We start from the raw sequence: 22,909 nt of genomic DNA on the forward strand, positions 1-22,909 counted from the left end.
CACATTAAGCACTTAGCCAATGCTGATTGCCAAGAACCTTCTCTGCGATAGAAATTTGCCGATGCGTGAACTGCTGCTTTCTTGCATTCCAAGAATGAACACCTTCAATTACCTGGTCAGTATTTCTCGCTTGCTCATACTTGTTTAACCAATGCACTGTTGCAAGAAGCTCTAGGCCCTGAGGTGACTCAAAACCTTCTACCAATCGAGATACCTTTTCAAATCTCTCACGAGTATCGGGGTGCTGTTCTAAATATGCTTGTGCTTCTTTGATTGCACCTGGTACTAACTGAAGTACTTTATCTGGCGCATCACCACCATCCGAATAACCAGAGACAAAATGCCCTTCAATCGCGTTCAAAACATGACGCAAGTTTTGCGCATAAGGCCCATAGTGTGCTTTTTGATACTTCAAACGCAGTGGTTCGCCTGCTTCTTGCATAAAATACAGAAGCTTATGTACTTCAAGTAATGATACCGATGGATCGAGCAAGCCTTTCAGGTAGCGCTGCATTAGCTCTATCAATACCGCTCTACCAGCTGTCATCTTTGGCACTTCTTTCTGCTTTACCATTCTGTCATTTTGAGGGGCACCTGATGGCTCATAAAGCAAAACCTGGACATCAGTTAGCGGCTTCATCGCTGCTTCGATTTTTTCACGCACCACCAGCCAATCAAGCCCGCCTAAGCCTGCACCTAATGGAGGAATAGCAATAGATTTGATGCCCAGACGTTGAATGTCTTCCACCAATGCTGCTAAGCCAGATTCGATATCTTCAATTCGGCTAGCACCACGCCAATGACGCTTGGTTGGGAAGTTCACTATGAAACGTGGACTCGCCAATTGCCCTGTTTCGAAGATAAACATTTTTCCTGGCTGAACGTCTTTGTTTTTACATGCAGCGGCATAAGCCTTGAAGTTATCAGGCCACGCTTTCTTAAACTGCAAAGCAATACCACGCCCCATCACACCGACGCAGTTGACTGTATTTACAATAGCTTCTGCATCAGCGCGAAGTATGTCACCACGAGTAATTTCGATCATATCTACGGCCTCCTCAGTAATACCAGTTAGGGTTAATTGTAACAGGTGGTCTGTGAACTGCCATTTGCAACGTGTTGACTACCTGCTGATGAATAAGTGGAGATTGGACAGTGATCTCTTCAACTAAATGCCAAGGAAAACTATGCTCAATCAAAAACTCTGCTTGCTTTCCTTCCTTACAACCTTGCCACAGCCTCGCATCAATTGCAGACCAATCTAGCTCATGTAACTGAGCCAAATCACTTCTATCTTCAAAGTAATAAGAGCCTGCATTTGACAGCGTAAATGCCCAGCGATGCCCCTGCTGCTGCGCCCATTGCACCGTAGCATTGAGATCTGCTTGAAGGTGAATAATCGGCCCCTGCCCACCTTTGTAAGCCAGCTCATCACTGTCTGCTCGATGAATCACATACAACATGATTGAACGAGGGCAAAAGTAAAACGGCACACATTGCCCAACGTACAAACCAGGGTGACTATCCAGTGTCAGCTCTGTCAAACGGCGCTGCTTGATCGTATTCATACCAATCGTAGTCCCTGCAGCTTGTTGTGCGATGATCTGGGCATCACACAAAAGTCCGTTCGAACCGAGAATAGAAGCTAATCGATCTACGTGGACAATATGAAAGATTTTAGGCTGTGCTGGTACGGGCATTTATCATCCTTTTTATTGGAACCAATTAAGCGTTCTTGAGCTCTGCACTTGGGTTTACCGTTACTTGACCATTCATTAGCATAGGTAGGAGAAAATCTCTGAGCTCTTTTAATCTCTTATTCTCAAGCGTATTAATCGCTATTTTATTGTATAGTGGCTCAACAGTTTCTTCGAACAATCGTAGAACTTCTGAATTAGGGACCACAACATTACAATTCAATATATGTTTTGTTGTTAAATTATTTATGCTTGTACCAAGACACTGTTTCTTAATATACGCTTTAAACCAGTCTGTCTGTAGAAAGGTATTGACAAAAAACAAAGCTTCTTTGTGCGGTGTGATTTTTGAGCAAAAAGCCCCAAACCCGAGAGGCTCATCAAAATAGTAAATACCATTTTTACCAACGTGTTCTTTGCTTCCACTAGACATAACTATCAAGGTATCAAATGAATGTATTTTTTGAGAATCATCAACAACTGATTTTGATACATAAACCAAATCGTCATTATCGACTATGTTTCCGGTGACGTTAGTTGCACGTAACACACCTTCCGACTCTAGAGTACTTTTGCTTACGACGTCTTGCTTTCCATAAGTTACACCTCGTCCAAGCTTGATCAAATCACCTAAAGTCCGCTCTAACCAACCCTCCGGAATTTCACGCTTCAAGGTATCGTTGTACACCATTTTTCCACCCGAAGATTTATATGGTTTCCCATTCTCATCTGGGAAATCAAATTGTACAAACCAATAGTCGTAAAGCGTCTTCGCCATCGCTTCTAGTTCAGAGTTGATGCGGTTGTTGAGTTCTATTTTATCTTCAATAGTAGAAAGAACATCTGCGAGCTTTTCTTGCTCTCCTTTCTTTGGCCCCATGAACGGTATGCTAGAAAGGATACCTGTGTTCAAATTGGGCATTGTCGCCCCAACCGCTTGGCGAACAATCCAGTTCTGAATTGCTGGAGTACTGAGATAATAAGTTAAGAACCTAGAATCAAATTTGTCACCAGGACGAAGTAACAGGCAGCCAGTACCACAGAAGTATCCATCTTCTTTTTCCCTTATTAAGGCTTTAAGTGTTACATCTCCTCTACGGCTATACACAATATCGTCTTTCTTGACGATATACTTCGAAAGCCGATTAGCATCACCTTCAGTTATGTAAGCTATATCCGAAAGGTCGACTCTGTTGCTCTTCATATTTGCAGGCATAATGCATGGAATTCCTTCCTGAACATAGTCAGCAGCATGAAGTTGGCTTCCAAAAGGACCTGTGTGGATCTTACCTCCGCCAGCTCTTACTAAATTGCCAAGATTATCACTGAGGATGTTATTCATATTTCAAGCCTGCCAACTGCTTTTTAATCTCTACTTCTAGCTCACGTGATTGTTTAAACAAACTGTCCAAATTACTGCTAAAGCCCTGCATTTTTTCCAAAAAATGCTCTGCGGTAATATCTGCGTATTCAATTTTAACTTCGAAGTACTGTCCGGCACTGAGGCTGTAATTTTTCGCAGTGATTTCGTCATAGCTGACTGCAACGGAGAAATCTTCTTCGGTCCACTTGTTGTTGAACGCATCAATGATTTGCTGTTCTTCTACTGGTGTTAGAACCGTTTTCTGATTCTTACCTTCTTTGACCTTTTGACCTAGGTTGGATGCATCAACCAGTACCACTTGGTCTTTGTTACTGTCATCAATAAACAGAATGGAGACGTTGGTACCTGTGGTCGCGAAGATATTGGATGGCATGGATACCACGCCCGCCAGCATCTTGTTATCCACCAAGTACTGACGGATCTTTTTATCAATGCCAGATTGAGCGGTAATAAACCCTGTTGGCAGCACAACCGCTGCTTTACCACCTGGTTTTAGCGAGTAGATAATATGCTGCAAGAACAATTGGTAGATTTCCATCTTGTCCTTTGCCTTGGCTTTAATTTTAGGAATACCGGCAAAGAAGCGTTCTTTATTTTCTTTACTGTCCAACTCATCGCGAAAATCACTGAAATCCAGTTTAAATGGCGGGTTAGAGACAATGTAATCAAACTTGCGTAAATCACCATTTTCTTTGTGGTGAGGGTGCCACAGCGTATTACCCTCAATCACATTCGGGATCGAGTGAACGAGATTGTTCAAAATTAAGTTTAAACGCAGTAGGTTTGATGATTTCTTTGAAATGTCCTGCGTATAGATACTACAGCGATTTTCACCAATGGCGTGAGCCACATTCATTAGCAGGGTGCCAGAGCCCGCCGATGGGTCATAACAGCTCACATTGCGTACGGTACCTTGTTGGTCTTCAGGTACCAAAATTGCTGCCATAATGCGTGCTACTGCATGAGGGGTATAGTACTCGGCGTATTTACCGCCAGAGTTGCTGTTGTAGTCTTTGATCAGGTATTCAAAGATGGTAGCGTAGAAGTCAAACTTCTGATTAAAGATACGCTCAAAACTGAACTCAATCAGTTTATTGATAATCGCTTTGCAGAAAGCATCACGCTTTGAAACGGTCACGTTTTCACTGATGCGAGTAAACAGTTGGACTTTTTCGCCAGTATCCGTCATTACAGCAAACACATCATTATTGCTGATAGCGATATCCATTAATGTATCGTCAAACAATTCAGCAAAACCTGGCTTGTCTTGCTGATTAAACAGGTGGCTGATGAAATGATGTGGTTTGAGACGAGCAGTGTCACCGCCCATCTGGATCTGGAGCATGTCTAGATCTTCTTCACTCATTTCAACCAGAGCTTCTTCCCACTTTTCCGCACTGGCGATCTTCTCGTCAATTTTCTTGGCTTCATAGGCGAACTTGTCATTCAGGAACTTGTATAAAAATACCTGAGTGATGATTTCAAACTCCCCCGTGCTATTACCTAACCCATTGGTTGCACAGATACTCTTCAAGCTATCTATAAGGGCTTTTGTTTTTTCTCTAAATTCGAGTTCGACCATTGTTAGTACTGCCTTGGTTTATGTTCTTACCAGGATTGGCTACCTGTGTTAAATTCTTTCAAATATTCTGCAACGACAAGCTGGTTCACATAACGGACCGCCTCTGCATTCAATGAAATGCTCTGTTGTTTGATAAAACGGTTGTAAACTTTTGGCATCAACTGACGCTCAAAGTAACTTTCATTATCGAGAACAGACGTGTTGTCCAGCACTTGCCTATCGGCGTCCTCTTTAACGCCCATAAGAGCCTGAAAAATCTTTCGTTCAGAATCAGTAATGTCATGTCGCTGCTGTTGACGTTCATACAAGCGCTTGTGCAAGCGCGCATACTTGGTATCGCCCAAGTACTTTTGACGTAGTTGGTTGTTTTGACGATTGAGCTCTTTCACGCGCTGGTGGATTTTATTCAATGCATCAATATTGGCAACCATTTCATCTTGCGTGACTTCGCTGAGGTTCTTTTTCTTAAACAAGCGTTCAAGTTCATCTTTTAAATTAATGAACTTTGGATCTTGCTGATCAAAATTGCTCGCGAGTGCTTCACGGGTTTGACGCAGTGTATTCTTTAGCTGATCTGCTAAAACGAGCTCTTCTTCACCGATCTTAACGAACTTGAAGATCACATCTTCCAGTGCACGATTCAACAAGTTAGTTGTATCAGTTCCTTGCTCTAAATCTTGCTTGAGATTGAGTAGATCCAAATGATTACTGGTTTCGCGATAAAGCACATTTAGCTTGGCGAAATCGAGTTCATCAAGGAAGTCATATTCACCTTGCAGGCGAATTAGATTGTATAGGCTTCGCGCATCAGCTAAGGCATTTTTAAGCGCTAAGACGGTTTCTCTATCTTCTATCTGGCTGATTTGGTCGCAGAAGGTTTCCATATTGTCGATATCAAAGCGGAACAACACATCTTTAATGTGTTCTATCTCTTGTTTGATCTCGTCTTGTGACTTAAACAGCTTAGAGTAACTTTCAATTTCATCGCCCAGCTCTGACTGTAATTCGTCAAAGTAGGCTTTGTTGGTCGCATCAAATTCTTTACGAATGTCGGCGAAATCGACCACATAACCATATCGGAAGTCTTTATACGTTCGATTTACACGGGTCAGTGCTTGCAGCAAGTTGTGCTTGCGGATCACGCGACCAAGATAGAGTTTCTTCAAGCGTTTAGCATCAAATCCCGTAAGTAGCATATTGTAAACAAACAGCAGATCGATCTTTCCAGCTTTGAAGTCTTCTACCCAATCCTTGCGCTCCTGCTTTGTTCCCACATCATGCAATATCAAGGCTGCATTTTTCACTTTATGCGCTTGCTTAGTTGGCTCCAATTGTGCTGTTGTCGTGTAACTTGAAACAGGTTCCGCGATCTCCGACGCACTGTCCTGTATCACAGCAGATTCAAGTACCTGCTCCGAACTGTAATCAGTAGAGAGAGATTTTGAAGCGTATACTGCATTAAATAGCTCAAACATCTTCTTAGCTTGGTCTGAACTGTCACAGATAATCATTCCGCCGATTGTTGCATCATTCAAAGTGCCACGGCTTTTTTCAAAGTCGGTTACGATGTAATCCAGCATGGGCTCAACAAAGCTCGCATGCGCATAAATTTCTTTACGGTCCACATCACCCATTTTCACTTCGGCTTCTTCGAGCGCTTGTTGAAGTGTCATTTTATAGTTGGTTGCAATCTCCTCGCGGATCAAGCGCAAAGTATAACCATCTGCAATTGAGGCGTTGTAGTAGTACTTGTGAATATAGTCACCGAAAAGAACTCGTGAATTATAGTCTTCCCCAAGTAAAGGCGTGCCCGTCAAACCAATCTTGATTGCGTTGGTATCAGACTGAGTTAAGTTTGCTAAGAAACTGCCTTTAGGGTTATAGCTACGGTGAACCTCGTCTAGGAAATACACACGCTGGATGGTGACGTTGTAGTCCTGAGTTGAGATAACATCAGGATCGTCTTTAAACTTCTGGATGTTGACAACCGTGATCTCTGCTTTGCCAGAGTGATTATGGATCACTTGGGTCGCTTTAATATCACGGGTGAACTCTTCACGTGAATTGATAGTGTGAACAATCAAACCGCGAGCAGTAAACTCGCGTTGCGCTTGCTGTAGCAAATCCAGTCTATCTACGATGAAATAGAACTTGGGTATAATCTCTTGCTTTTGGAAGTAATCCGTTAAGAAGCCAACGTTGTAATAGGTTAACGCCGTTTTACCGCTTCCTTGGGTATGCCAAATGATGCCTTTACGAACACCTTCATTGAGCTTTCTTTCGATAGCTTTGGTCGCAAACATTTGTGGATAGCGCATGATGTGCTTTTGCAAGCCGTCACTTTCTGATACGTAGGTTAGCGCATAGCGCAGTACAAACGATAAACGCTCTTTACTAAGCAAGGATGTGCAAATGCGGTTGGTAGGGCGACTAGGCTCTTTGTTACTCAAAAACTCAGGATTACAGCGAATAACCTCTAGGTTGTTATCCTTGAGTACTACAAGCTCTTGGTCATCAGTTAACTGCTTTAGAAGTGCAGTCAGATCTAACTCTTCTTCTTCACGGAAGTAGTTAAATACAGGCTTGTGATATGAACTACTCGCATAAAAGGCACCTTGCACTGGCTCAGGATCACCATCGACATAATCCATGTTATTGGAAAAAATCATGAACTGAGTGATGTTAGCAAAGCGCTTGAATTTAGGATTTTGAAAGCGTTTATTAATGCGTTCTCTTTCCGCAATGATCCCATCGCGATTATTGGGCTTTTTCACCTCAATAAACACCAACGGCATACCATTGATTAACAAGGTGATATCCGGACGAAACTCATCATCGCCGTTTTTGCATTTTAGCTCAGTAACGACATGAAAGCTGTTATTGGAAAAGTTCTCAAAGTCGATCAGCTTGTTACCTGAACGTGCTTTCAACTTATTGAAAAAGGCTCTGCCTAAATCTTCGTTTTCCAGAGTAAGCTTGACCTCTTCAAACAAACGACCCACGTCTTCTGATTTTAATTCTGGGTTAATACGACTTACCGCTGTTGAAAATAGCTCAGGGAAGATGTTGGTCTCTTTGTCCCAGCTAGCCCCCTTCAAAGATAGGTAATCATACCCCAAACGCATAAGGTGCAGGATAGTCGGTATTTTTACTCGTGAATCTTCAGTAAAGCTCATATCAGTCCTTCGTTATTGTTCTTATTGATCATTTCCTGGTGACTGCTCTAGAAGCTCACCAACTTGACAGTTAAATAGCACGCACAACTTATCTATGGCTTCTAGGTCCACTTTTTGCGCTGTTTCTTTATACAGAAGTGTCACAGTATTTCGGCTCAAACCAGTTTCACGAATGACATCTGAAATTTTCAGTTTTCTCTCCCCCATCATGCGGGCAAGGTGGCACTTGATCATGTCTTCCTATCCATAGTGGCGAGACTTTTTGATAATGCAGGATTCTATCAAAGTTTCTTCTTTAAGCTGAAAAATTTAACTTGAAGTTGAATTTTTGACCTCAAAATTCAATATTGCGTTTTGTCATTCGATGAAGCTCACGCTTCGTTACCCCTTCTGAAATAACCTTGATATTCGTTACGTTTATTTGGACTTGCCAGCCAATCCAATTATTAATGCTCCTAAGGCAGCTCCCGCAATGAAAGTACCTACATTGCTCCCCCCTTCAGACTTAGCTTTTGTTGCGTTACCTCTAGGTTGAGCTTGAACAGACACCTGTTCACTTTCCTTGAGATTGTTAACTGTATTCACAACCGAATGAAAAAGTTCGTCTGGAGCAATACCAAGAGCTTTAGCACATTCAAACATCTGATCAACAGAGAATGTTGACTTTCCTGATTCCAAACGACTGTAGCTAGCTTGTGAGAGGCCCATTTTTTCAGCTAATACGCTCTGCTCTATGCCTAGTTCTTTGCGCTTATTCGCGACGACCACACCCAGAATCGATGAGTAAGAAACCATTTTATCTTGCATTTTTACCACCAATAACTAAATAACACTTGATCAATTAAGTGCATAGTATAATTTAAATGCATTGATATACGTTTTACGCATCTCAATATTAATTTTGGATACACATACTTTAAATCAAAAAGAGGGAATTATGAATAGTAATCTTAGTATTGGTGACCTACTTTATCGTTCAAAGCTGCTGGTAGAACATGCCGGAATCTACCTAGGTAAAGGGCGAGTACTTCACAACTCTCCAGATGGCAACGTAGAAATTTGTGCCTTAGAAGAGTACGCAAATGGCAAACCAATCAAGGTAGTCTTAACCCATCTAAGTGAAGAAAAGAAAAATGAGTTGTTTAATCAAGCAGAGAAGTTGATTAAGAAAGCTCGAAAATATGGCGTGTTAGATAATAACTGTGAGCATTTAGTCTCTACAGTACTACATGGCAAACCTTCAAGTGAGCAGTTACAAGGGGCGGGGCTTGGCGCTGTTGCAGGTTTGCTTTTGGCTCACTGCAACCAATCGAAAAACTCTTTGCTGTATATTTTAACTGGTAGTCTTATCGGATGTATGGCTGTCAACGCGGCCCGTAAATACGATCGTGTTGTATAAGAAAAAACGCGGCAATAAAGCAACAATCCTAAGTTTTTGAGCCATTAAATATGCGATGTATCACTACTCAATTTGCTCACTGTTTCACAGATACAAAAAAAGACGCCCTAAGACGTCTTTTTCTAGAATGTGGCGGTGAGTGAGAGATTCGAACTCTCGATACGTTGCCGTATACACACTTTCCAGGCGTGCTCCTTCAGCCACTCGGACAACTCACCGAATCAAATTGTGGTTGGTTTCGTTAACCAACGAGGCGCTAATTTAATGATTCTATTAGGTTAGGTCAAGCCTATTCCCTAAAAAAAGCGCCTTTGTTTGACCGATTGGTTATTAACTAACTCATTCGATCATGAATTATTCAACGCAGCGTCTATTTGGCTACGTTTCTATTTAACTATTAACTAAGCTTCTTGGTAGTAGCCCGGAACGCGGAACCACTTGCGGCACATATCTAGGAAGTAACCGTATAACACGCCCATACCGCAAGATACCACTGCGTTCGATGTCACTGCGGTTACGATCTGATCGGTTGACGCGCCGACGGTAAATAGAATGGCGGCATAAACCGGAGATTGGAACAGCACGTAAGCCACAAGGTCAGAGATGTTCTTCATTACGCCAGTATCAGAAATACGAGCTCCTTGGCGCAGCACATAGTCTCGGAACAAGCCATATGGGAAGGCAATCGCGATATTAACCGGGATAGACAAGGTTCGTGACGCTAAAGACTGTTCGAACGTCATCCCTGAAATGAAGATCTCAATGATCATGCCAGAGATAAAACAGAACACGACCATTGCAAAAGTGTCGGCAGCAGCATTACGAATACAGAAAGGTCCGCGAGATTTCATTGTAAACCCAAAACAAATAACTAGCTTTTAAATAAATTGATAATATATATCCCTACAACCAAGCCAAACGCCCAGTTGATAAATCTATTAAATCACTAATTATCTAGTTTTAGGTTTCAAAGTTGAATTAAAGTAGTAAATAAACAACCAAAATCTACTCAATATCTAGATGCATTCGCTACTTTTATTGATTTAGCTCACAATTCACTCAGGTTATGTAATTTAAGTACAGTAATCGGCCGTTTCGACCGTCAATCGATCTAGAAGCTCTGAATCCGGTATTTTCCCTACATCTAATTGTTGACGAATGGAAGCAAGCGCTTTGATAATACTCGCAGATTCAACACTTTGCAGCTGATGTTGTATCTGCTCGAAATGGTTTGTCGCCTCACCAATATCATTATTTTCGATCGCGGCAAAAAACAGCATGAGAGGCTCTTCAATATTAATCACTTCAACCGGGTTAGCTTGTAACAAGTGTGTTTTGTACTGATACAGCATCGCCGAATGACTTAGCAGCGCATCATCTAACTCCGTTTCATCTACCGGCTTCGAGATAATGTAGTTCGCCCCAGAGCTCAGCATTCGCTTCCACGTATCTTTAAATACGTCAGCCGTGCACCCTACAATTAAGATGTTCGCTTTTGGTCCTGACAGGCTTCTAATCTCGCTTGTGGCTTCAACCCCATCCATAACCGGCATGTGGTTATCCATCAATACAAGATCGTAGTCGCCTGTTTCCACTGCTTTCACGGCTAACTGCCCATTCTCGACGCAATCACAGCGAAAGCCTTTCTTGGTCATAAAGGTATCTAAGATGATGGTGTTCGTGCGGTTGTCTTCCACAATCAGGACATTGAGCCCTCGGTAATCGAGCTTTTTGTGTTCTTGGAAATCCGAGGTGATAGGCTCGCTTACTTCCATTTTAAGGGACACTTCAAAGTTAGACCCCACTCCCACTTCACTGTTTATCGTGATATCACCATCCATGAGTTCGCACAGTTGTTTAACAATCGCTAGCCCGAGGCCTGTTCCGCCAAAACGCCGTGTGGTTGAAGACTCCGCCTGCTCGAAAGGTTTAAAGATCTTCTCTTGAGCCGTTTTATCTACCCCAATGCCGGTATCACGTACATTGATAATCAGGTAGATCGAGCCGTTGCGATCCTCTTCTCTAAAGCTCACTTCTACGTGGCCGCGGGCGGTAAACTTGACCGCGTTGTTCAGTAGATTAAAGAGGATTTGACGCAAGCGCGCTTTATCACATTTATACCAACGTCCTTCAGGTAGCTCTGAATAGACTTTGAACTGCAACCCTTTTTCAGAGCAAAGCGTGTAATAAACACTGTTGATACTGCCGATGATGGCTTCAAGTGGGAATGGTGCTCGCTCAAGCTCTAGTCGGCCTTGTTCCACTTTAGAAAAATCGAGAATTTCATTGAGCAAGGTCATCATGTGTTCGCCCGATTCATAGAGCGTTTTCATGTGCTTACGCTGCTCTTCACTCAAGTCTGTTTTGAGCAAAATCTGCGCAGTACCAAGCACACCATTCATTGGGGTTCGGATTTCATGGGAGAGCGTTGCTAAGAAAGCACTTTTTGCTTTGGTAGAGGCTTGAGCTTTGACTTTTTCTTCTTCTAGGTAGACGGTCTTTTGGTTAAACGAATCGATCAGGTATTTGATCTCATCGTTACTGTTGTATCTGAGCTCGATACTGCCGCCCTGTTTAGACTCACGAACGCTTTGCGCAATCACAACGACAGGTGAAATCAGGAAGCGATTAATCAGAAAATAGCCAAGCATTACGAACGCCAGCATCATCGGCACAATCACGGCCTCTACTTTAGACACTAGGTCATACACCTGTTCGACCACTAAGCGTTTCGCATTAACAACATCAACGCTCCAATTAAAATCACCAAATTCATTCTGACTAATATAGATATTGTCCGCTAATTGGAAATTGTACTCGGTGATAATATCCCCGTACCCGTCACGAAGAATCACCCCTAAATCGTACTCTTCCGCATGGCGGTGAACAAAATCAACTAAGGATTCTAATGAGATATCAACGGTCGCAACACCTGAAAATTGACCGTCAATATAATAAGGTGATGAAGCCGTGATCATCTGGACATGAGTAAAGGCATCAATATAAACCGCTGACCACGATACGGTACCTTGAGGCTGATCAACCACCGATTTATACCAGGGCTCGTTGTTATAGCCGCCAGATTCTGGGTTGTTCCAAGAATAGATACGATCGACCAAGCCGTCGTCTGCTCGGTTAAAGAATAAGCTGGTAAATGCTTCATCTTCTTCTACTGAATAGGGTACTGGCCACAAACCACCACTGACAGTCACATCATCCACTAAGGTAAAGAGTTTATAAAGTAAGTCTGCTTGATGCTCTTGTGACTCATGGTTACTGCCGATACTGACAACGCCTTGCAAGATACCAAGAGATTTATTGATCGGTTCTTTGATTTGAGTAGAGATCAGTTCCGTTCTAAGATCGAGGTTCTTGGTGAGTTGCTCACGTGTTGGCGGCTCTACAACCAGATAGCTGGTCGTACCGATCAGGCCTACCGCGACGGCTAAGTAAATAGCCAGCGCAATAATACTCTTTCTTTTTAACGATGAGCGTATATCCATAAATCTTTGAATTTTGACTGTTTCTAAAAAATTATAGTGAATTTATCAGAGCAGCAACCTTTTTCTATGAACTCTTGACTGTTACCATTGCCCCATATCACAACTCCTGAATGCAATAGGGTGTCTATTTTGACTTTACAAGAACTTCTGTCGCTGCCTGAACTGGAAGGCAAGTTGATCAATGAGGCAAAGACTCACGGTTTCGTTACTGCAATGGCTGCAGCGCCGAATGTCCTTCCACCAGAAGAGTGGCTACCGTTCCTTTGGGGCGGAGAAGAGGTGGCTCCATTTGGTGATGGCGAACAACTTGAAACCTACATTGAGCACATCATCGCACTTTGGAATCAATACCGACCTGCCCTACTTGATAATGTATGGCAATGGCCTGAAGGGTGTTCGCTTGATGAAGAAGATATTGTTTCAGCTCAAACGCGTGATTTCTGTGAAGGGCTACTGCAAGGTTGGCAACTAGCAAGGGATGATTGGGAGACCATCATGCCAGATGGTACTCAAGACAGCGCCCTACTAGGTGGCGTGATTTTGTCACTGAGCATGCTGTACGATCCAGAAACGTCTATTGCAACGTTAGCTGAGCAGGGTGTGGAAGGCCTAGAGCAGTTTGAAGAGATCTTTAACGCTATGCCAACCATGTTATGTGGTTTAACCATGCGTGGCGTTACGTTGGCTGAGCAAGAGTAATTTTCTCGATCTAAATAAAAAGCTCGCCTATTCAATGCGAGCTTTTTTTGTTTTTAGGCGCCAGTTTTTATTACCGACCAATCAAAATCATCAATCCGTTCATCCGCAATATAGAACACCTTAGCACCCGGTAAAATGTCTCGCTCAAGCTCAGGGTTAAGCTCAATGCCCTTACCAATATCTAACGCGATTAAGGTTGCTTGGTAGTGCCTTTTCATGAAGTCAAACGCTTGCTCGACTGAAATCTGACTTAAGGTCGATGGGTAAATGGTCGAATACTGTGTCATACCTCTTGTTGAGGCTAATAGTTCTTGGTGCAATGCACTTGAGCCCGGATCGACCGCCGCTTTTGCTAACATCTCAGCCCCTACAGCAGGGATACACTCTGCATTTGGGCAATGCTGGTTCAACAAGTTACTCAGAGCTTCATCTTTGAAGTAAGCCAACAGATGAGCTTGCGGGTTAACGTTGGCACTGTATAGCGCTGCAGAGAGGGTTATATCATCTTCTAGGTTATCGACAACAATGCAGCTGGCTTTATCTATCGCCGCTTTCTCCATCTCTTGTGAGTCGGTATAGCTGTTTACTTTCACAAACCCGATTTCACCAGGTAGCGGATTTTCAATATCAGAGCGGCTACACAACACGATTGGGCGTTTGCCCTCTTCTTCGTGTTGTAACATACGAATCAAATGCATTGTACGTTGGCCATTCCAGCCTAACAGTAATATATGATCTTCCACACCCACTCTCCGTTTACCTAAAATTCCTGCACGCCAATATTCCACTGCGCCCGTCGCCAAGCGGCCTATCAATGCCGCAAAAAGAGTCAACCCACCAGGGATAACAAACAAAATAACAATCCACTTACCTAGGGCCGTCTCGGGAGAATGATCGCCATAGCCTACTGTAGACGCTGTTACCATCAAGAAATAAACGAAGGTAGATAGCTCTGAAGTAAGCGAGTGCTCACCACTTAACGCGAGCATGACCCAAGATAAGACAATATAAACCAAGACTAATATGGCTAGATTGCGGTTGCTCAGATTGAATAGATGAGAGTTAAGCCACTTTCTAAAAGATAACCAAAGGGTCATAACGTTCCTTATTCGCCATTAACCTGAATGGGCTCAGGCTATAAAATAGAAAAGCCAACCGTAAATGGTTGGCTTTCAGAACTGTGATAGCACTCTATTTATGCATTGCCTTTAACTTGCATATTCAGTTGCTCGGCAAAATCTAACATTCGATTCAAAGGAATCAGAGACTTCACACGAAGCGCTTCATCAACAAAGATTTCGTGCTCTTTGCCACCATCACGCAGTGCTGCTTCAATCGCTTTTAGGCCGTTCATCGCCATCCAAGGACAATGCGCACAGCTACGACACGTTGCACCTGCACCAGCTGTTGGCGCTTCGATGAGTTCTTTCTCTGGAACCAATTGCTGCATCTTAAAGAAGATGCCTTTGTCTGTTGCAACAATCATCTTCTGCTGAGGAAGCTCTTTCGCCGCCTTAATGAGCTGGCTAGTCGAACCTACTGCATCGGCCAGCTCTACAACACTTGCTGGTGATTCAGGGTGAACAAGAATTGCAGCGTCAGGGTAAACCGACTTCATCTTGCATAGAGCATCCGCAGAGAATTCATCGTGAACGATACACTCACCTTGCCATAGCAGCATGTCTGCACCGGTTTTGTTCGAGATGTATGAACCTAAATGACGGTCAGGGCCCCAAATAATAGGCTTATCTTCAGCATCTAGGTGTTCTACGATTTCTAGGGCAATGCTTGAGGTTACTACCCAGTCAGCACGCGCTTTTACTGCCGCTGACGTGTTGGCATAAACCACAACAGTGTGATCAGGGTGTGCATCACAGAACTCTGAGAATTTATCTGCTGGGCAACCTAAGTCTAGAGAACATTCCGCTTCTAGGGTTGGCATTAGAATGGTTTTTTCGGGCGTCAGAATTTTTGCTGACTCACCCATAAAGCGAACACCACCGATGATCAATGTGCTTGCTGGGTGACGGTTACCAAATTTGGCCATCTCTAAAGAGTCACCAACAAAACCACCGGTTTCTTCAGCCAACGCCTGAATTTCAGGGTCTGTGTAGTAGTGGGCGATCAAGACCGCGTCTTTTTCTTTCAGAAGCTTTTTGATGCTTGCGATATACGCTTGTTTTTCGTCTTCTGACAGTGGGACCGGTTTTGGTGGGAATGGGTAAACTGTGTCGATTTTATCTAATATGTGGCTCATTGCTCTTGCGCTACGCTACTTCCAGTAATCCGCGTATTGTAACCCCAACGACAATGTAGATGCTAGTTTCACAGCCAATTTGATGGCCATTAAAAAAGGAGCACCTGAGTGCTCCTTCTTTTCAATCGACTTTGATAATCACAAATGCCCTTTGGCTAACTTAGCTGAGGCACTGCTTGGATATTCATCGACCACTTGTTGGTAGTACTTTTTCGCTTGTTCAGCGTTGTTATTGCGCTGAGCAATATCCCCAAGCTTAACTAACGCATCAGCACGTTTGTTCGAGTCTTTGTATGCAATAACAGCAGCAAAGCTCTTCACGGCGTCTTTATCTTGCTTCTTAGCGAAATAAAGCTGGCCTAGCCAATAATGCGAGTTAGGAGTAAAGCTTGAGTCTGGGTAATCTTTTTGAAACTGCTGGAATGCGGCAATCGCACCCGTGTAGTCTCGTTTCTTTAGAATCAAATCAACGGCATTTTGGTAAGCAGTTTGCTCGTTAGCATTCGAGCTGAACGTACCGCTGGATTTCACTTCTGGGTCTTTGTCTTGTGTTTGAACAACAGGTGTTGACGCTTGGCTGCGAACTTTGTCTAACTCAATAAACAATTCACGCTGGCGTTGAAGCATCTGCTGCATATCGTAAGTGCTTTTTTCAAGCTGACCACGAAGTTCGCTGATTTCTAGAGCCATATCGTCTAACTGTTGCTGCATTTGCAACTGTACACGATTACGGTTTTCCAATAGGCGCTCTAAGCGCTGGACATCAGTTTCGCTTCCACGAACTGAAGATGAAGAAGAGGCAGTTGCGCTACCGCTTAGATCGGATACTGGAGCTGGTGCAGCGAGTACATGACCCGCTGCACTTGCCAGTAACGTAAGCGTAACAACGCGCTTAAGGTTACTGAACATAGGCTAATCCCTTGATTAGTACACTAGAACTGCGCGGCGGTTCTTAGCGTAAACATCTTCAGATTGGCCTAGAAGAAGTGGTTTCTCTTCACCGTAGCTTACGATAGAGATTTGGTCAGCTTGAACACCCAGTGCTTGTAGGTATTTAGCAACAGCTGTTGCACGACGCTCACCTAGTGCGATGTTGTACTCAGGAGTACCGCGCTCATCAGCGTGACCTTCGATAGTCACTTGAAGAGCTGGGTTCTTGCTTAGGTATGCTGCGTGTGCTGCTAGCATCTCTTCGTAATCGCCAGCGATTGTTGAGTTATCAAACGCGAAGTAGATTGTTTGAGTTTCACGTAGCGCTTGCTCTTTAAGCTCTTGCTCAGTTAGCAGGCTGTTCTCATCGATTGGAGATACTACTGTACCGTCAGTTGTTTGAGATTGGTTAGTTTCTGTAGAACCAGATGCATTTGCAGCGTCATCGCTTGAGCTACATGCAGTAACGGCTAGAACTGGTAGAGCGATTAGAAGCCCTTTAAGAACCTTGTTAAGTTGCATTATTGTCGTTTCCTTTATTATTGATACTTACTTGCTACAAAAATGGTGACCATGCAGGTGCACGAACACGACCGTTTGTTGCTGGTAATCTTGCTTTAAAGCGACCATCAATAGACACCATAGAGAGAACGTTGGTCTTATTGAAGATCGAGCTATAAATAACCATACCACCGTTTGGCGAGATGCTTGGTGATTCATCAAGCAGCGTCTTAGTCAGGGTCTGCATTGCGCCCGTTTCTAAGTCCAATTTGGCTAAATTAAAGCCACTGTTGCTGCGATTCACCATCACCAAGAAGCGACCATCAGGGGTAATCTGTCCACCTAAGTTTTGGCTACCTTGCCAAGTTAGGCGCTGGGTCGAACTGTTTGCCAAATCTACTTGATAAATCTGAGGTTTACCACCCCGATCAGAGGTAAAGATCAGAGATTTACCATCTGGATGCCAAAATGGTTCCGTATTGTTCGATCTTCCACGCGTGATTTGGGTTAACTTGCGTGTTTTTAGATCTAATGTGTAAACCTGTAGGCTGCCTGTCTTAGAAAGAACCAGCGCTAACTGACTGCCATCTGGCGAGAATCTTGGCGCACCATTATGACGGGGGTATGAAGTAACTTTTTCACGTTCGCCCGTGTAGATGTTCATCATGAAGATTTCAGCTTGGCCATTCTGGAAGCTTACATAGGCAAGTTTCTGACCATCAGGAGACCAAGCAGGAGACATTAAAGGCTGCTTAGAACGTAGCACTAGACGCTCGTTATAGCCGTCATAGTCCGCAACACGAAGCTGGTATGGAAAGGCATCTTTGTCGTTCACAACCACGTAAGCGATACGAGTTAAGAATGCGCCCTTTTCACCGGTTAACGCTTCATACACTAAATCAGAGATTCGGTGAGCATATTCTCTTAAACGTTTACCCGGTACCGTTGCACGTTTGTTGAAGATGACATGATCTTTCGACAATACCAATTGACCATCATCACTCAGCGCTTTGCTCTGACCCTGTGTCAATTGACCACGCACTACATCAACCAATTGATAGTTGATCACGTAGTTGCCTTCGGCATTTTGACTAATCGAGCCGGTTACGAGCGCATCTACGCCTAAACCTGTCCATGCATTAAAATCAATTTCAGACTCGCTGTATGGCGTCTGTGGCATTTTGTTGGTTGCCACAGGGCTGAACTTACCACTTCGCTGTAGATCAGAGGCAATCACCTTCGATACATCTTCAGGAAGCGCGTTTGGCCCTTCCCATTTAAACGGCACGATAGCGATAGGACGAGCCGAATCGATACCATCTGTAATAACTAGTTCCAATGCAGCGTTTGCTGTTTGAAACACGCTCAACATGGTGAGCATACATCCTATTATTAGTCGCTTTAACACAAGCTGTTCCTTATAACTCTGGTACTACCGTTAAATTGATGTTCTTAACTTTGTTTACCACTTCAGGATCTTTGGGCAGTGGGAAACTGTTTACTTGAGCAACGGCTCGTTTAGTGGCGGCACATAAGCGGCTATCACCATCTAACACAGAAAGATTGCCGACGATTGCGTCTGCTCCCGTTGGAATTAGACGCAAGTTAACTCGGCAGGACTTTCCCCTAAAGCTGTCCTCCAGCAAGAGATTCTTCTGGATGAGCTGAGTGTAGATTGCACCGTACCGATCAGCTTCGCTCGTCACGTGGCTAGAACGTGCTGAGGTGTTCGCTTCCGCTTCAGTCTCTAGGCCGGCAAAGATATCGTTCAGTGCTGCCTCCTGTTCTTTGCGTTCACGCTCTAACCTTTCTAAACGCTCTTGCTCTTTACGTGCTTTTTCAGCCGCTTCTTTTGCCGCTTTCTCTTTAGCTATGCGTTCTTTCTCCGCTTTCGCTGCAGCTTCACGCTCACGCTTGGCTTTTTCTTCGGCGGCTTTGGCAGCCTTTTCACGTTCAATACGTTGTTGCTCTGCCTTCGCAATCGCCGCCTCTTTCGCTAAACGTTCTTGCTCAGCTTTTTTAACCGCCTGCTCTTTCGCTTTACGCTCAGTTTCTAATTTGGCTGCGCGCTCTTTCTCTTTCTTGGCACGTTGCTCTTCTGCTTTGCGTTCTTTCTCTTTGGCAATTCGTTGTTTTTCAGCTTCGCGAACCGCTTTCGCTTCTTTCGCTTGCTGTTCTTTTAGCTTACGAATACGTTCTTCTTCAGCTTTGCGGTTTTTCTCAAGCTGCTCGCTCTCTCGGCGCAACTTGTCTAAACGATCTTGCTCTTTCTTAGCCGCTTGTTCACGTTGCTGACGAATCTGTTGTGCCTGTTGTTTGACCAAACTCGGATCAATCACTACCGCTTGCACCATACGCCCGACAGGTTCAGGTTTCGACATGGTAAAGTCGGTTCCCCAAATCAAGGTGACGATCAAGAGCGCATGCAAAGAAGCTGATATTACTATCGGCTTCTTATAATCGCTTTTTCTGCTTTTTTTCTCTTTCATGAACGACGAACGCTATTCCTCTATGTCTGTCAGTAGCCCTACTTTAGGAATACCCGCACGACTAAGTTCATCCAATACCAACACCACTTCCGCATACGGAGTCGCGGCATCACCGCCCACAGCGACAGGTGAGTCAGGCTTAAGTGATAACTCAGCTTTTACTCGAACAATGATGTCTTGTAACGAAACACCGCGCATCATGTCTTCATCGTTGACACTCAGGCCTAGGTTTCCATCTTTGTCGATTTCAACAATGATAAAACTAGCGTCGCTGTCACCCGCCATATCTTGTGCTGAGACTGCCGTTTTGGTAGCAGGCAACTCGACTTCAACCCCTTGCGTGACAAACGGGGATGTCACCATAAAAATGATCAACAGAACCAACATAACGTCGATGTAAGGAACAACGTTGATTTCTGCCGTCATTTTGCGCTTTTTAGGTTGGTAACCTGCCATGAAAACTATTCCTTACCCGTCGCGTCACGACCGGCCATAGCTTGGCGGTGCAAAATACTATGAAACTCTTCAGAGAACGTCGCGTAGTTGTGCTCTAGTTTGCCGACTTTATTACTTAGACGGTTGTAAGCCATTACCGCTGGAATTGCAGCAAAAAGGCCCATCGCTGTTGCTACTAGGGCTTCTGCGATACCAGGTGCAACCATCGCCAGTGTGGCTTGCTTAACTTCACCAAGGGCAATAAAGGCATGCATGATGCCCCAAACCGTACCAAATAGACCGATATACGGGCTGATAGAACCCACAGTCGCTAGGAATGGAAGATTCGTTTCAAGTTCATCGACTTCGCGAGCAACAGAAACACGCATTGCTCGGCCAGTGCCTTCCATAATGAAGTCAGGTGAATCTGCGTTCGATTTTCTTAGGCGTGCGAATTCGGTAAAGCCTGAGTAGAAGATTTCTTCTGTTCCGGCTAAATCGTCTTTACGCTTTTTCGCATTTTGATAAAGGATAGAAAGGTCGGTGCCAGACCAAAATTTGTCTTCAAACGTTTCAGCGTTTTTTGAAGCTTGAGATAGCACTTTGCTGCGTTTAATGATCATCGCCCAAGATACGATAGACATACCTAGAAGAATCAGCATCACCATTTTTACAAGTAAGCTAGCTTGCAAAAACAGGTCTAGCATCGAAATATCAGCGGTCACTTTGTGTTAACTCCATAACTATAGATTGAGGCATTGCTTTCGGCCTCATTTTCTTATTGTCGATACATGCTACCTTAACCATTGCCTTACACAATATTTGTCCTACAGGATTAACGATCTCCTGACAGAAAGTAAGCGAGGCTTTTTTAAGTTCTGCGATAGATGTCTTAACGACAAGGTGATCATCAAGACGTGCACCTTGTAAAAAATCAATGTCCATGTGTCGGACTACAAAACCGATGTTTTGTTCCAAAAGTGTCTGTTGTGAAACACCAATTGTTCGAAGTAGCTCGGTTCTAGCGCGTTCGAAAAACTTTAAATAGTTCGAGTGATAAACCACACCACCAGCATCGGTGTCTTCATAATAAACCGTCACTGGCCACTCAAAAATCTCGGTTTGTTCCTGCACGTGAATGTCCGTGTAATTTGTTTAGACGAATACTATAACGCAACTCGTTACTATCTATGCAAGCGTCATTTAAGTGTTTTCAAAGCTTGAAACAAAAAAAAGCACGACTCGGCTGTGAGTCGCGCTTTTTTTAAACGAAATGAGCAGGTTTTACTCCTTTCTCTCTAGATAAATCTTAATACCGTCAGATAAATAAGAATCGCTAAAGAGAAATATGGACTGAACAGAACCTGCCAATACCAGTTTCGTGGTTTAAAGCCAAGGCCAAACACCATGCTTGAGCAGATCGCCCAAATCAGCAATGGTGAAATAACAGCATTGAAGCCACCAATCGATTCTGAGTAAAGCTCAGGATCCCACATCACCATCGCTACATGGTAAAAACCCAGCACCAGTGATAAAGCACGAAACAGTGCTTTATCAATCGGTGTATGCAGCTTGGCTACCTGCTCAGCGAGATTACTCACTGTCTTTATCCATCATTTCTGAGTGCTCTAACCAAAGAGCGTTAATGATGCCGAATGCACAAGCGAGTAGTACACCCAGAATCCATGCGAAATACCACATAGTCAATACTCCTTAGTAAGCTGAAACGTCGTTGTCTTCGATGTGTTTCTTATCTAGGCGACCGAACATTTTGTAGTAAGTCCAAGTCGTGTAAGCAAGAATCACAGGTACCATTACCGCCGCAACCGCTGTCATCAGGCCAAGTGTCAGTTCACTTGCTGTTGAATCCCACATCGTTAGGCTGTGGTTCGGTACGAGGCTTGAAGGCATTACGAATGGGAACATTGCAAAACCTGCAGTCAAGATAACACCAGCGTTAGCAAGACTTGAGAATAGGAATGCAAAACCACCACGCTCAAAACGAGAAGCGATCGCTGCTAGAAGTGGCATTACCACACCTAGTGCAGGCGCCGCCCATAGCGCAGGGTACGTTTCAAAGTTAGTCAGCCAAGCGCCAGTTTCAAGTGCCACTTCTTTGTTTAGTGGGTTTGAGTCGGCGAATGTGTCGATTGTGCTAGTAATAACGTAACCATCAATTGACTGAACCCAGAAACCACCAGCGATGAATAGTGCGACTGCAATCAGGCCAGTGATTTGTGCAACGCCGCGAGCACGGACATGCAGTGCTTCTGTTGTCTTCATCTGTAGCCAAGTTGCGCCTTGAAGTACGAATAGCATCAAGCTAAGTACGCCACACAACAGTGCAAATGGGTTAAGCAGTGCAAAGAATGTTCCTTTGTACTCGGACATCAGCAGGTTGTTTAGCTCAAATGGAACCCCTTGAAGTAGGTTACCAAATGCAACACCGAAGATGACTGGTGGCACGGTGCCGCTAAAGCAAAGTGCGTAGTCCCAAGCTTTACGCCATTTCGGGTTTTCAATTTTAGAGCGGTAATCTAGAGCCAGTGGACGTAGCCAAAGCGCCGCTAGAGTCACGTACATTGCTAGGTAGAAACCAGAGAACGACGTTGCGTATACCAATGGCCACGCAGCAAACAGCGCGCCACCCGCAGTGATTAGCCAAACTTGGTTGCCATCCCAGTGAGGGGCAATCGTGTTTAGCATGATACGACGCTCTGTATCCGTTTTACCGATAACAGGTGAAAGCGATGCCACACCCATATCAAAGCCGTCAGTTACAGCGAATCCAACTAGCAAAACACCAATCAGAACCCACCAAATAAGTCGTAAGATTTCGTAATCAAACATAATATTC

General features: G+C 43.9%; 23 protein-coding genes and 1 tRNA gene. 2 read left to right on the plus strand and 22 right to left on the minus strand.

Going from position 1 to position 22,909, the window contains the following annotated elements; all coding sequences use genetic code 11:
- Positions 1 to 4: 4 nt before the first annotated feature.
- From darG to EJ063_RS11485, 7 genes are all read right to left on the minus strand, one after another.
- Positions 5 to 1,045 (minus strand): type II toxin-antitoxin system antitoxin DNA ADP-ribosyl glycohydrolase DarG, encoded by a 1,041-nt coding sequence (gene darG / locus EJ063_RS11455; RefSeq protein WP_126574416.1) that lies wholly within the window; start codon positions 1,043 to 1,045, stop codon positions 5 to 7.
- 13 nt (positions 1,046 to 1,058) lie between these two features.
- Complete coding sequence (darT, locus tag EJ063_RS11460) at positions 1,059 to 1,700, minus strand: type II toxin-antitoxin system toxin DNA ADP-ribosyl transferase DarT (protein ID WP_126574417.1); 642 nt, start codon at positions 1,698 to 1,700, stop codon at positions 1,059 to 1,061.
- Positions 1,701 to 1,725: 25 nt separating this feature from the next.
- Positions 1,726 to 3,039, minus strand: a complete 1,314-nt coding sequence (locus EJ063_RS11465) for a restriction endonuclease subunit S (protein ID WP_126574418.1) — start codon at positions 3,037 to 3,039, stop codon at positions 1,726 to 1,728.
- Positions 3,032 to 4,663 carry an HsdM family class I SAM-dependent methyltransferase gene (locus EJ063_RS11470; RefSeq protein ID WP_126574419.1) on the minus strand — a complete coding sequence of 544 codons (1,632 nt, stop codon included), beginning with the start codon at positions 4,661 to 4,663 and terminating at the stop codon, positions 3,032 to 3,034. The genes EJ063_RS11465 and EJ063_RS11470 overlap by 8 nt, the downstream gene beginning before the upstream one ends.
- A 26-nt stretch (positions 4,664 to 4,689) precedes the next feature.
- Positions 4,690 to 7,839, minus strand: a complete 3,150-nt coding sequence (locus EJ063_RS11475) for a type I restriction endonuclease subunit R (RefSeq protein WP_126574420.1) — start codon at positions 7,837 to 7,839, stop codon at positions 4,690 to 4,692.
- 21 nt (positions 7,840 to 7,860) lie between these two features.
- Positions 7,861 to 8,073 (minus strand): helix-turn-helix domain-containing protein, encoded by a 213-nt coding sequence (locus EJ063_RS11480; protein ID WP_006712439.1) that lies wholly within the window; start codon positions 8,071 to 8,073, stop codon positions 7,861 to 7,863.
- Between the two features lie 183 nt (positions 8,074 to 8,256).
- Positions 8,257 to 8,646, minus strand: a complete 390-nt coding sequence (locus EJ063_RS11485; protein ID WP_126574421.1) for a helix-turn-helix domain-containing protein — start codon at positions 8,644 to 8,646, stop codon at positions 8,257 to 8,259.
- A 94-nt stretch (positions 8,647 to 8,740) separates the two neighbouring features.
- Here EJ063_RS11485 and EJ063_RS11490 point away from each other — a divergent pair, with 94 nt between their 5' ends.
- Positions 8,741 to 9,238 (plus strand): lecithin retinol acyltransferase family protein, encoded by a 498-nt coding sequence (locus tag EJ063_RS11490; protein ID WP_279630378.1) that lies wholly within the window; start codon positions 8,741 to 8,743, stop codon positions 9,236 to 9,238.
- Positions 9,239 to 9,368: 130 nt separating this feature from the next.
- Here the strand turns inward: EJ063_RS11490 and EJ063_RS11495 are convergent.
- From EJ063_RS11495 to EJ063_RS11505, 3 genes are all read right to left on the minus strand, one after another.
- Positions 9,369 to 9,456: transfer RNA gene (locus EJ063_RS11495), tRNA-Ser, on the minus strand.
- Between the two features lie 183 nt (positions 9,457 to 9,639).
- Positions 9,640 to 10,089 (minus strand): L-alanine exporter AlaE, encoded by a 450-nt coding sequence (locus EJ063_RS11500; protein WP_126574423.1) that lies wholly within the window; start codon positions 10,087 to 10,089, stop codon positions 9,640 to 9,642.
- Positions 10,090 to 10,311: 222 nt separating this feature from the next.
- On the minus strand, positions 10,312 to 12,741 hold the full coding sequence (locus EJ063_RS11505; RefSeq protein ID WP_126574424.1) for a hybrid sensor histidine kinase/response regulator: 2,430 nt from the start codon (positions 12,739 to 12,741) through the stop codon (positions 10,312 to 10,314).
- 129 nt (positions 12,742 to 12,870) lie between these two features.
- Between EJ063_RS11505 and EJ063_RS11510 the strand changes: the two genes are divergently transcribed.
- Positions 12,871 to 13,440, plus strand: a complete 570-nt coding sequence (locus tag EJ063_RS11510) for a UPF0149 family protein (protein ID WP_126574425.1) — start codon at positions 12,871 to 12,873, stop codon at positions 13,438 to 13,440.
- 53 nt (positions 13,441 to 13,493) lie between these two features.
- Here EJ063_RS11510 and EJ063_RS11515 read toward each other — a convergent pair whose 3' ends face one another.
- From EJ063_RS11515 to cydB, 12 genes are all read right to left on the minus strand, one after another.
- Entirely contained in the window at positions 13,494 to 14,537 is a 1,044-nt protein-coding gene (locus EJ063_RS11515) for a potassium channel family protein (protein ID WP_126574426.1), read from the minus strand.
- Positions 14,538 to 14,635: 98 nt separating this feature from the next.
- Positions 14,636 to 15,697: a quinolinate synthase NadA gene (gene nadA / locus EJ063_RS11520; RefSeq protein ID WP_126574427.1), complete on the minus strand. Its 1,062-nt coding sequence runs from the start codon at positions 15,695 to 15,697 to the stop codon at positions 14,636 to 14,638.
- A 138-nt stretch (positions 15,698 to 15,835) separates the two neighbouring features.
- On the minus strand, positions 15,836 to 16,606 hold the full coding sequence (ybgF, locus tag EJ063_RS11525; protein WP_126574428.1) for a tol-pal system protein YbgF: 771 nt from the start codon (positions 16,604 to 16,606) through the stop codon (positions 15,836 to 15,838).
- A 15-nt stretch (positions 16,607 to 16,621) separates the two neighbouring features.
- On the minus strand, positions 16,622 to 17,149 hold the full coding sequence (pal, locus tag EJ063_RS11530) for a peptidoglycan-associated lipoprotein Pal (RefSeq protein WP_126574429.1): 528 nt from the start codon (positions 17,147 to 17,149) through the stop codon (positions 16,622 to 16,624).
- Between the two features lie 34 nt (positions 17,150 to 17,183).
- Positions 17,184 to 18,509: a Tol-Pal system beta propeller repeat protein TolB gene (gene tolB / locus EJ063_RS11535; RefSeq protein ID WP_439333288.1), complete on the minus strand. Its 1,326-nt coding sequence runs from the start codon at positions 18,507 to 18,509 to the stop codon at positions 17,184 to 17,186.
- Positions 18,510 to 18,546: 37 nt separating this feature from the next.
- Positions 18,547 to 19,617: a cell envelope integrity protein TolA gene (tolA, locus tag EJ063_RS11540; protein ID WP_126574431.1), complete on the minus strand. Its 1,071-nt coding sequence runs from the start codon at positions 19,615 to 19,617 to the stop codon at positions 18,547 to 18,549.
- Between the two features lie 12 nt (positions 19,618 to 19,629).
- Positions 19,630 to 20,073 (minus strand): ExbD/TolR family protein, encoded by a 444-nt coding sequence (locus tag EJ063_RS11545; protein ID WP_126574432.1) that lies wholly within the window; start codon positions 20,071 to 20,073, stop codon positions 19,630 to 19,632.
- A gap of 5 nt (positions 20,074 to 20,078) precedes the next feature.
- Positions 20,079 to 20,777 carry a protein TolQ gene (gene tolQ / locus EJ063_RS11550; RefSeq protein WP_126574433.1) on the minus strand — a complete coding sequence of 233 codons (699 nt, stop codon included), beginning with the start codon at positions 20,775 to 20,777 and terminating at the stop codon, positions 20,079 to 20,081.
- Positions 20,767 to 21,186 carry a tol-pal system-associated acyl-CoA thioesterase gene (gene ybgC / locus EJ063_RS11555; protein WP_126574434.1) on the minus strand — a complete coding sequence of 140 codons (420 nt, stop codon included), beginning with the start codon at positions 21,184 to 21,186 and terminating at the stop codon, positions 20,767 to 20,769. Before ybgC ends, tolQ begins: the two co-directional genes overlap by 11 nt.
- Before the next feature lie 164 nt (positions 21,187 to 21,350).
- On the minus strand, positions 21,351 to 21,653 hold the full coding sequence (ybgE, locus tag EJ063_RS11560) for a cyd operon protein YbgE (RefSeq protein ID WP_126574435.1): 303 nt from the start codon (positions 21,651 to 21,653) through the stop codon (positions 21,351 to 21,353).
- Positions 21,646 to 21,753: a cytochrome bd-I oxidase subunit CydX gene (cydX, locus tag EJ063_RS11565; RefSeq protein WP_000270284.1), complete on the minus strand. Its 108-nt coding sequence runs from the start codon at positions 21,751 to 21,753 to the stop codon at positions 21,646 to 21,648. Before cydX ends, ybgE begins: the two co-directional genes overlap by 8 nt.
- A 12-nt stretch (positions 21,754 to 21,765) precedes the next feature.
- Positions 21,766 to 22,902, minus strand: coding sequence for a cytochrome d ubiquinol oxidase subunit II (cydB, locus tag EJ063_RS11570; RefSeq protein ID WP_126574436.1), 1,137 nt, complete (start codon positions 22,900 to 22,902; stop codon positions 21,766 to 21,768).
- Positions 22,903 to 22,909 lie beyond the last annotated feature (7 nt).

Origin of the sequence: Vibrio aquaticus (genome assembly GCF_003970385.1) — a bacterium.
GTDB classification, from domain to species: Bacteria; Pseudomonadota; Gammaproteobacteria; order Enterobacterales; family Vibrionaceae; genus Vibrio; species Vibrio aquaticus.

Bases quoted from the DNA above. Each gene is read 5' to 3' on its own strand.
- darG (WP_126574416.1), bottom strand. From the start codon at position 1,045: ATGATCGAAATTACTCGTGGTGACATACTTCGCGCTGATGCAGAAGCT.
- darT (WP_126574417.1), bottom strand. From the start codon at position 1,700: ATGCCCGTACCAGCACAGCCTAAAATCTTTCATATTGTCCACGTAGAT.
- EJ063_RS11465 (WP_126574418.1), bottom strand. From the start codon at position 3,039: ATGAATAACATCCTCAGTGATAATCTTGGCAATTTAGTAAGAGCTGGC.
- EJ063_RS11470 (WP_126574419.1), bottom strand. From the start codon at position 4,663: ATGGTCGAACTCGAATTTAGAGAAAAAACAAAAGCCCTTATAGATAGC.
- EJ063_RS11475 (WP_126574420.1), bottom strand. From the start codon at position 7,839: ATGAGCTTTACTGAAGATTCACGAGTAAAAATACCGACTATCCTGCAC.
- EJ063_RS11480 (WP_006712439.1), bottom strand. From the start codon at position 8,073: ATGATCAAGTGCCACCTTGCCCGCATGATGGGGGAGAGAAAACTGAAA.
- EJ063_RS11485 (WP_126574421.1), bottom strand. From the start codon at position 8,646: ATGCAAGATAAAATGGTTTCTTACTCATCGATTCTGGGTGTGGTCGTC.
- EJ063_RS11500 (WP_126574423.1), bottom strand. From the start codon at position 10,089: ATGAAATCTCGCGGACCTTTCTGTATTCGTAATGCTGCTGCCGACACT.
- EJ063_RS11505 (WP_126574424.1), bottom strand. From the start codon at position 12,741: ATGGATATACGCTCATCGTTAAAAAGAAAGAGTATTATTGCGCTGGCT.
- EJ063_RS11515 (WP_126574426.1), bottom strand. From the start codon at position 14,537: ATGACCCTTTGGTTATCTTTTAGAAAGTGGCTTAACTCTCATCTATTC.
- nadA (WP_126574427.1), bottom strand. From the start codon at position 15,697: ATGAGCCACATATTAGATAAAATCGACACAGTTTACCCATTCCCACCA.
- ybgF (WP_126574428.1), bottom strand. From the start codon at position 16,606: ATGTTCAGTAACCTTAAGCGCGTTGTTACGCTTACGTTACTGGCAAGT.
- pal (WP_126574429.1), bottom strand. From the start codon at position 17,149: ATGCAACTTAACAAGGTTCTTAAAGGGCTTCTAATCGCTCTACCAGTT.
- tolB (WP_439333288.1), bottom strand. From the start codon at position 18,509: ATGCTCACCATGTTGAGCGTGTTTCAAACAGCAAACGCTGCATTGGAA.
- tolA (WP_126574431.1), bottom strand. From the start codon at position 19,617: ATGAAAGAGAAAAAAAGCAGAAAAAGCGATTATAAGAAGCCGATAGTA.
- EJ063_RS11545 (WP_126574432.1), bottom strand. From the start codon at position 20,073: ATGGCAGGTTACCAACCTAAAAAGCGCAAAATGACGGCAGAAATCAAC.
- cydX (WP_000270284.1), bottom strand. From the start codon at position 21,753: ATGTGGTATTTCGCATGGATTCTGGGTGTACTACTCGCTTGTGCATTC.
- cydB (WP_126574436.1), bottom strand. From the start codon at position 22,902: ATGTTTGATTACGAAATCTTACGACTTATTTGGTGGGTTCTGATTGGT.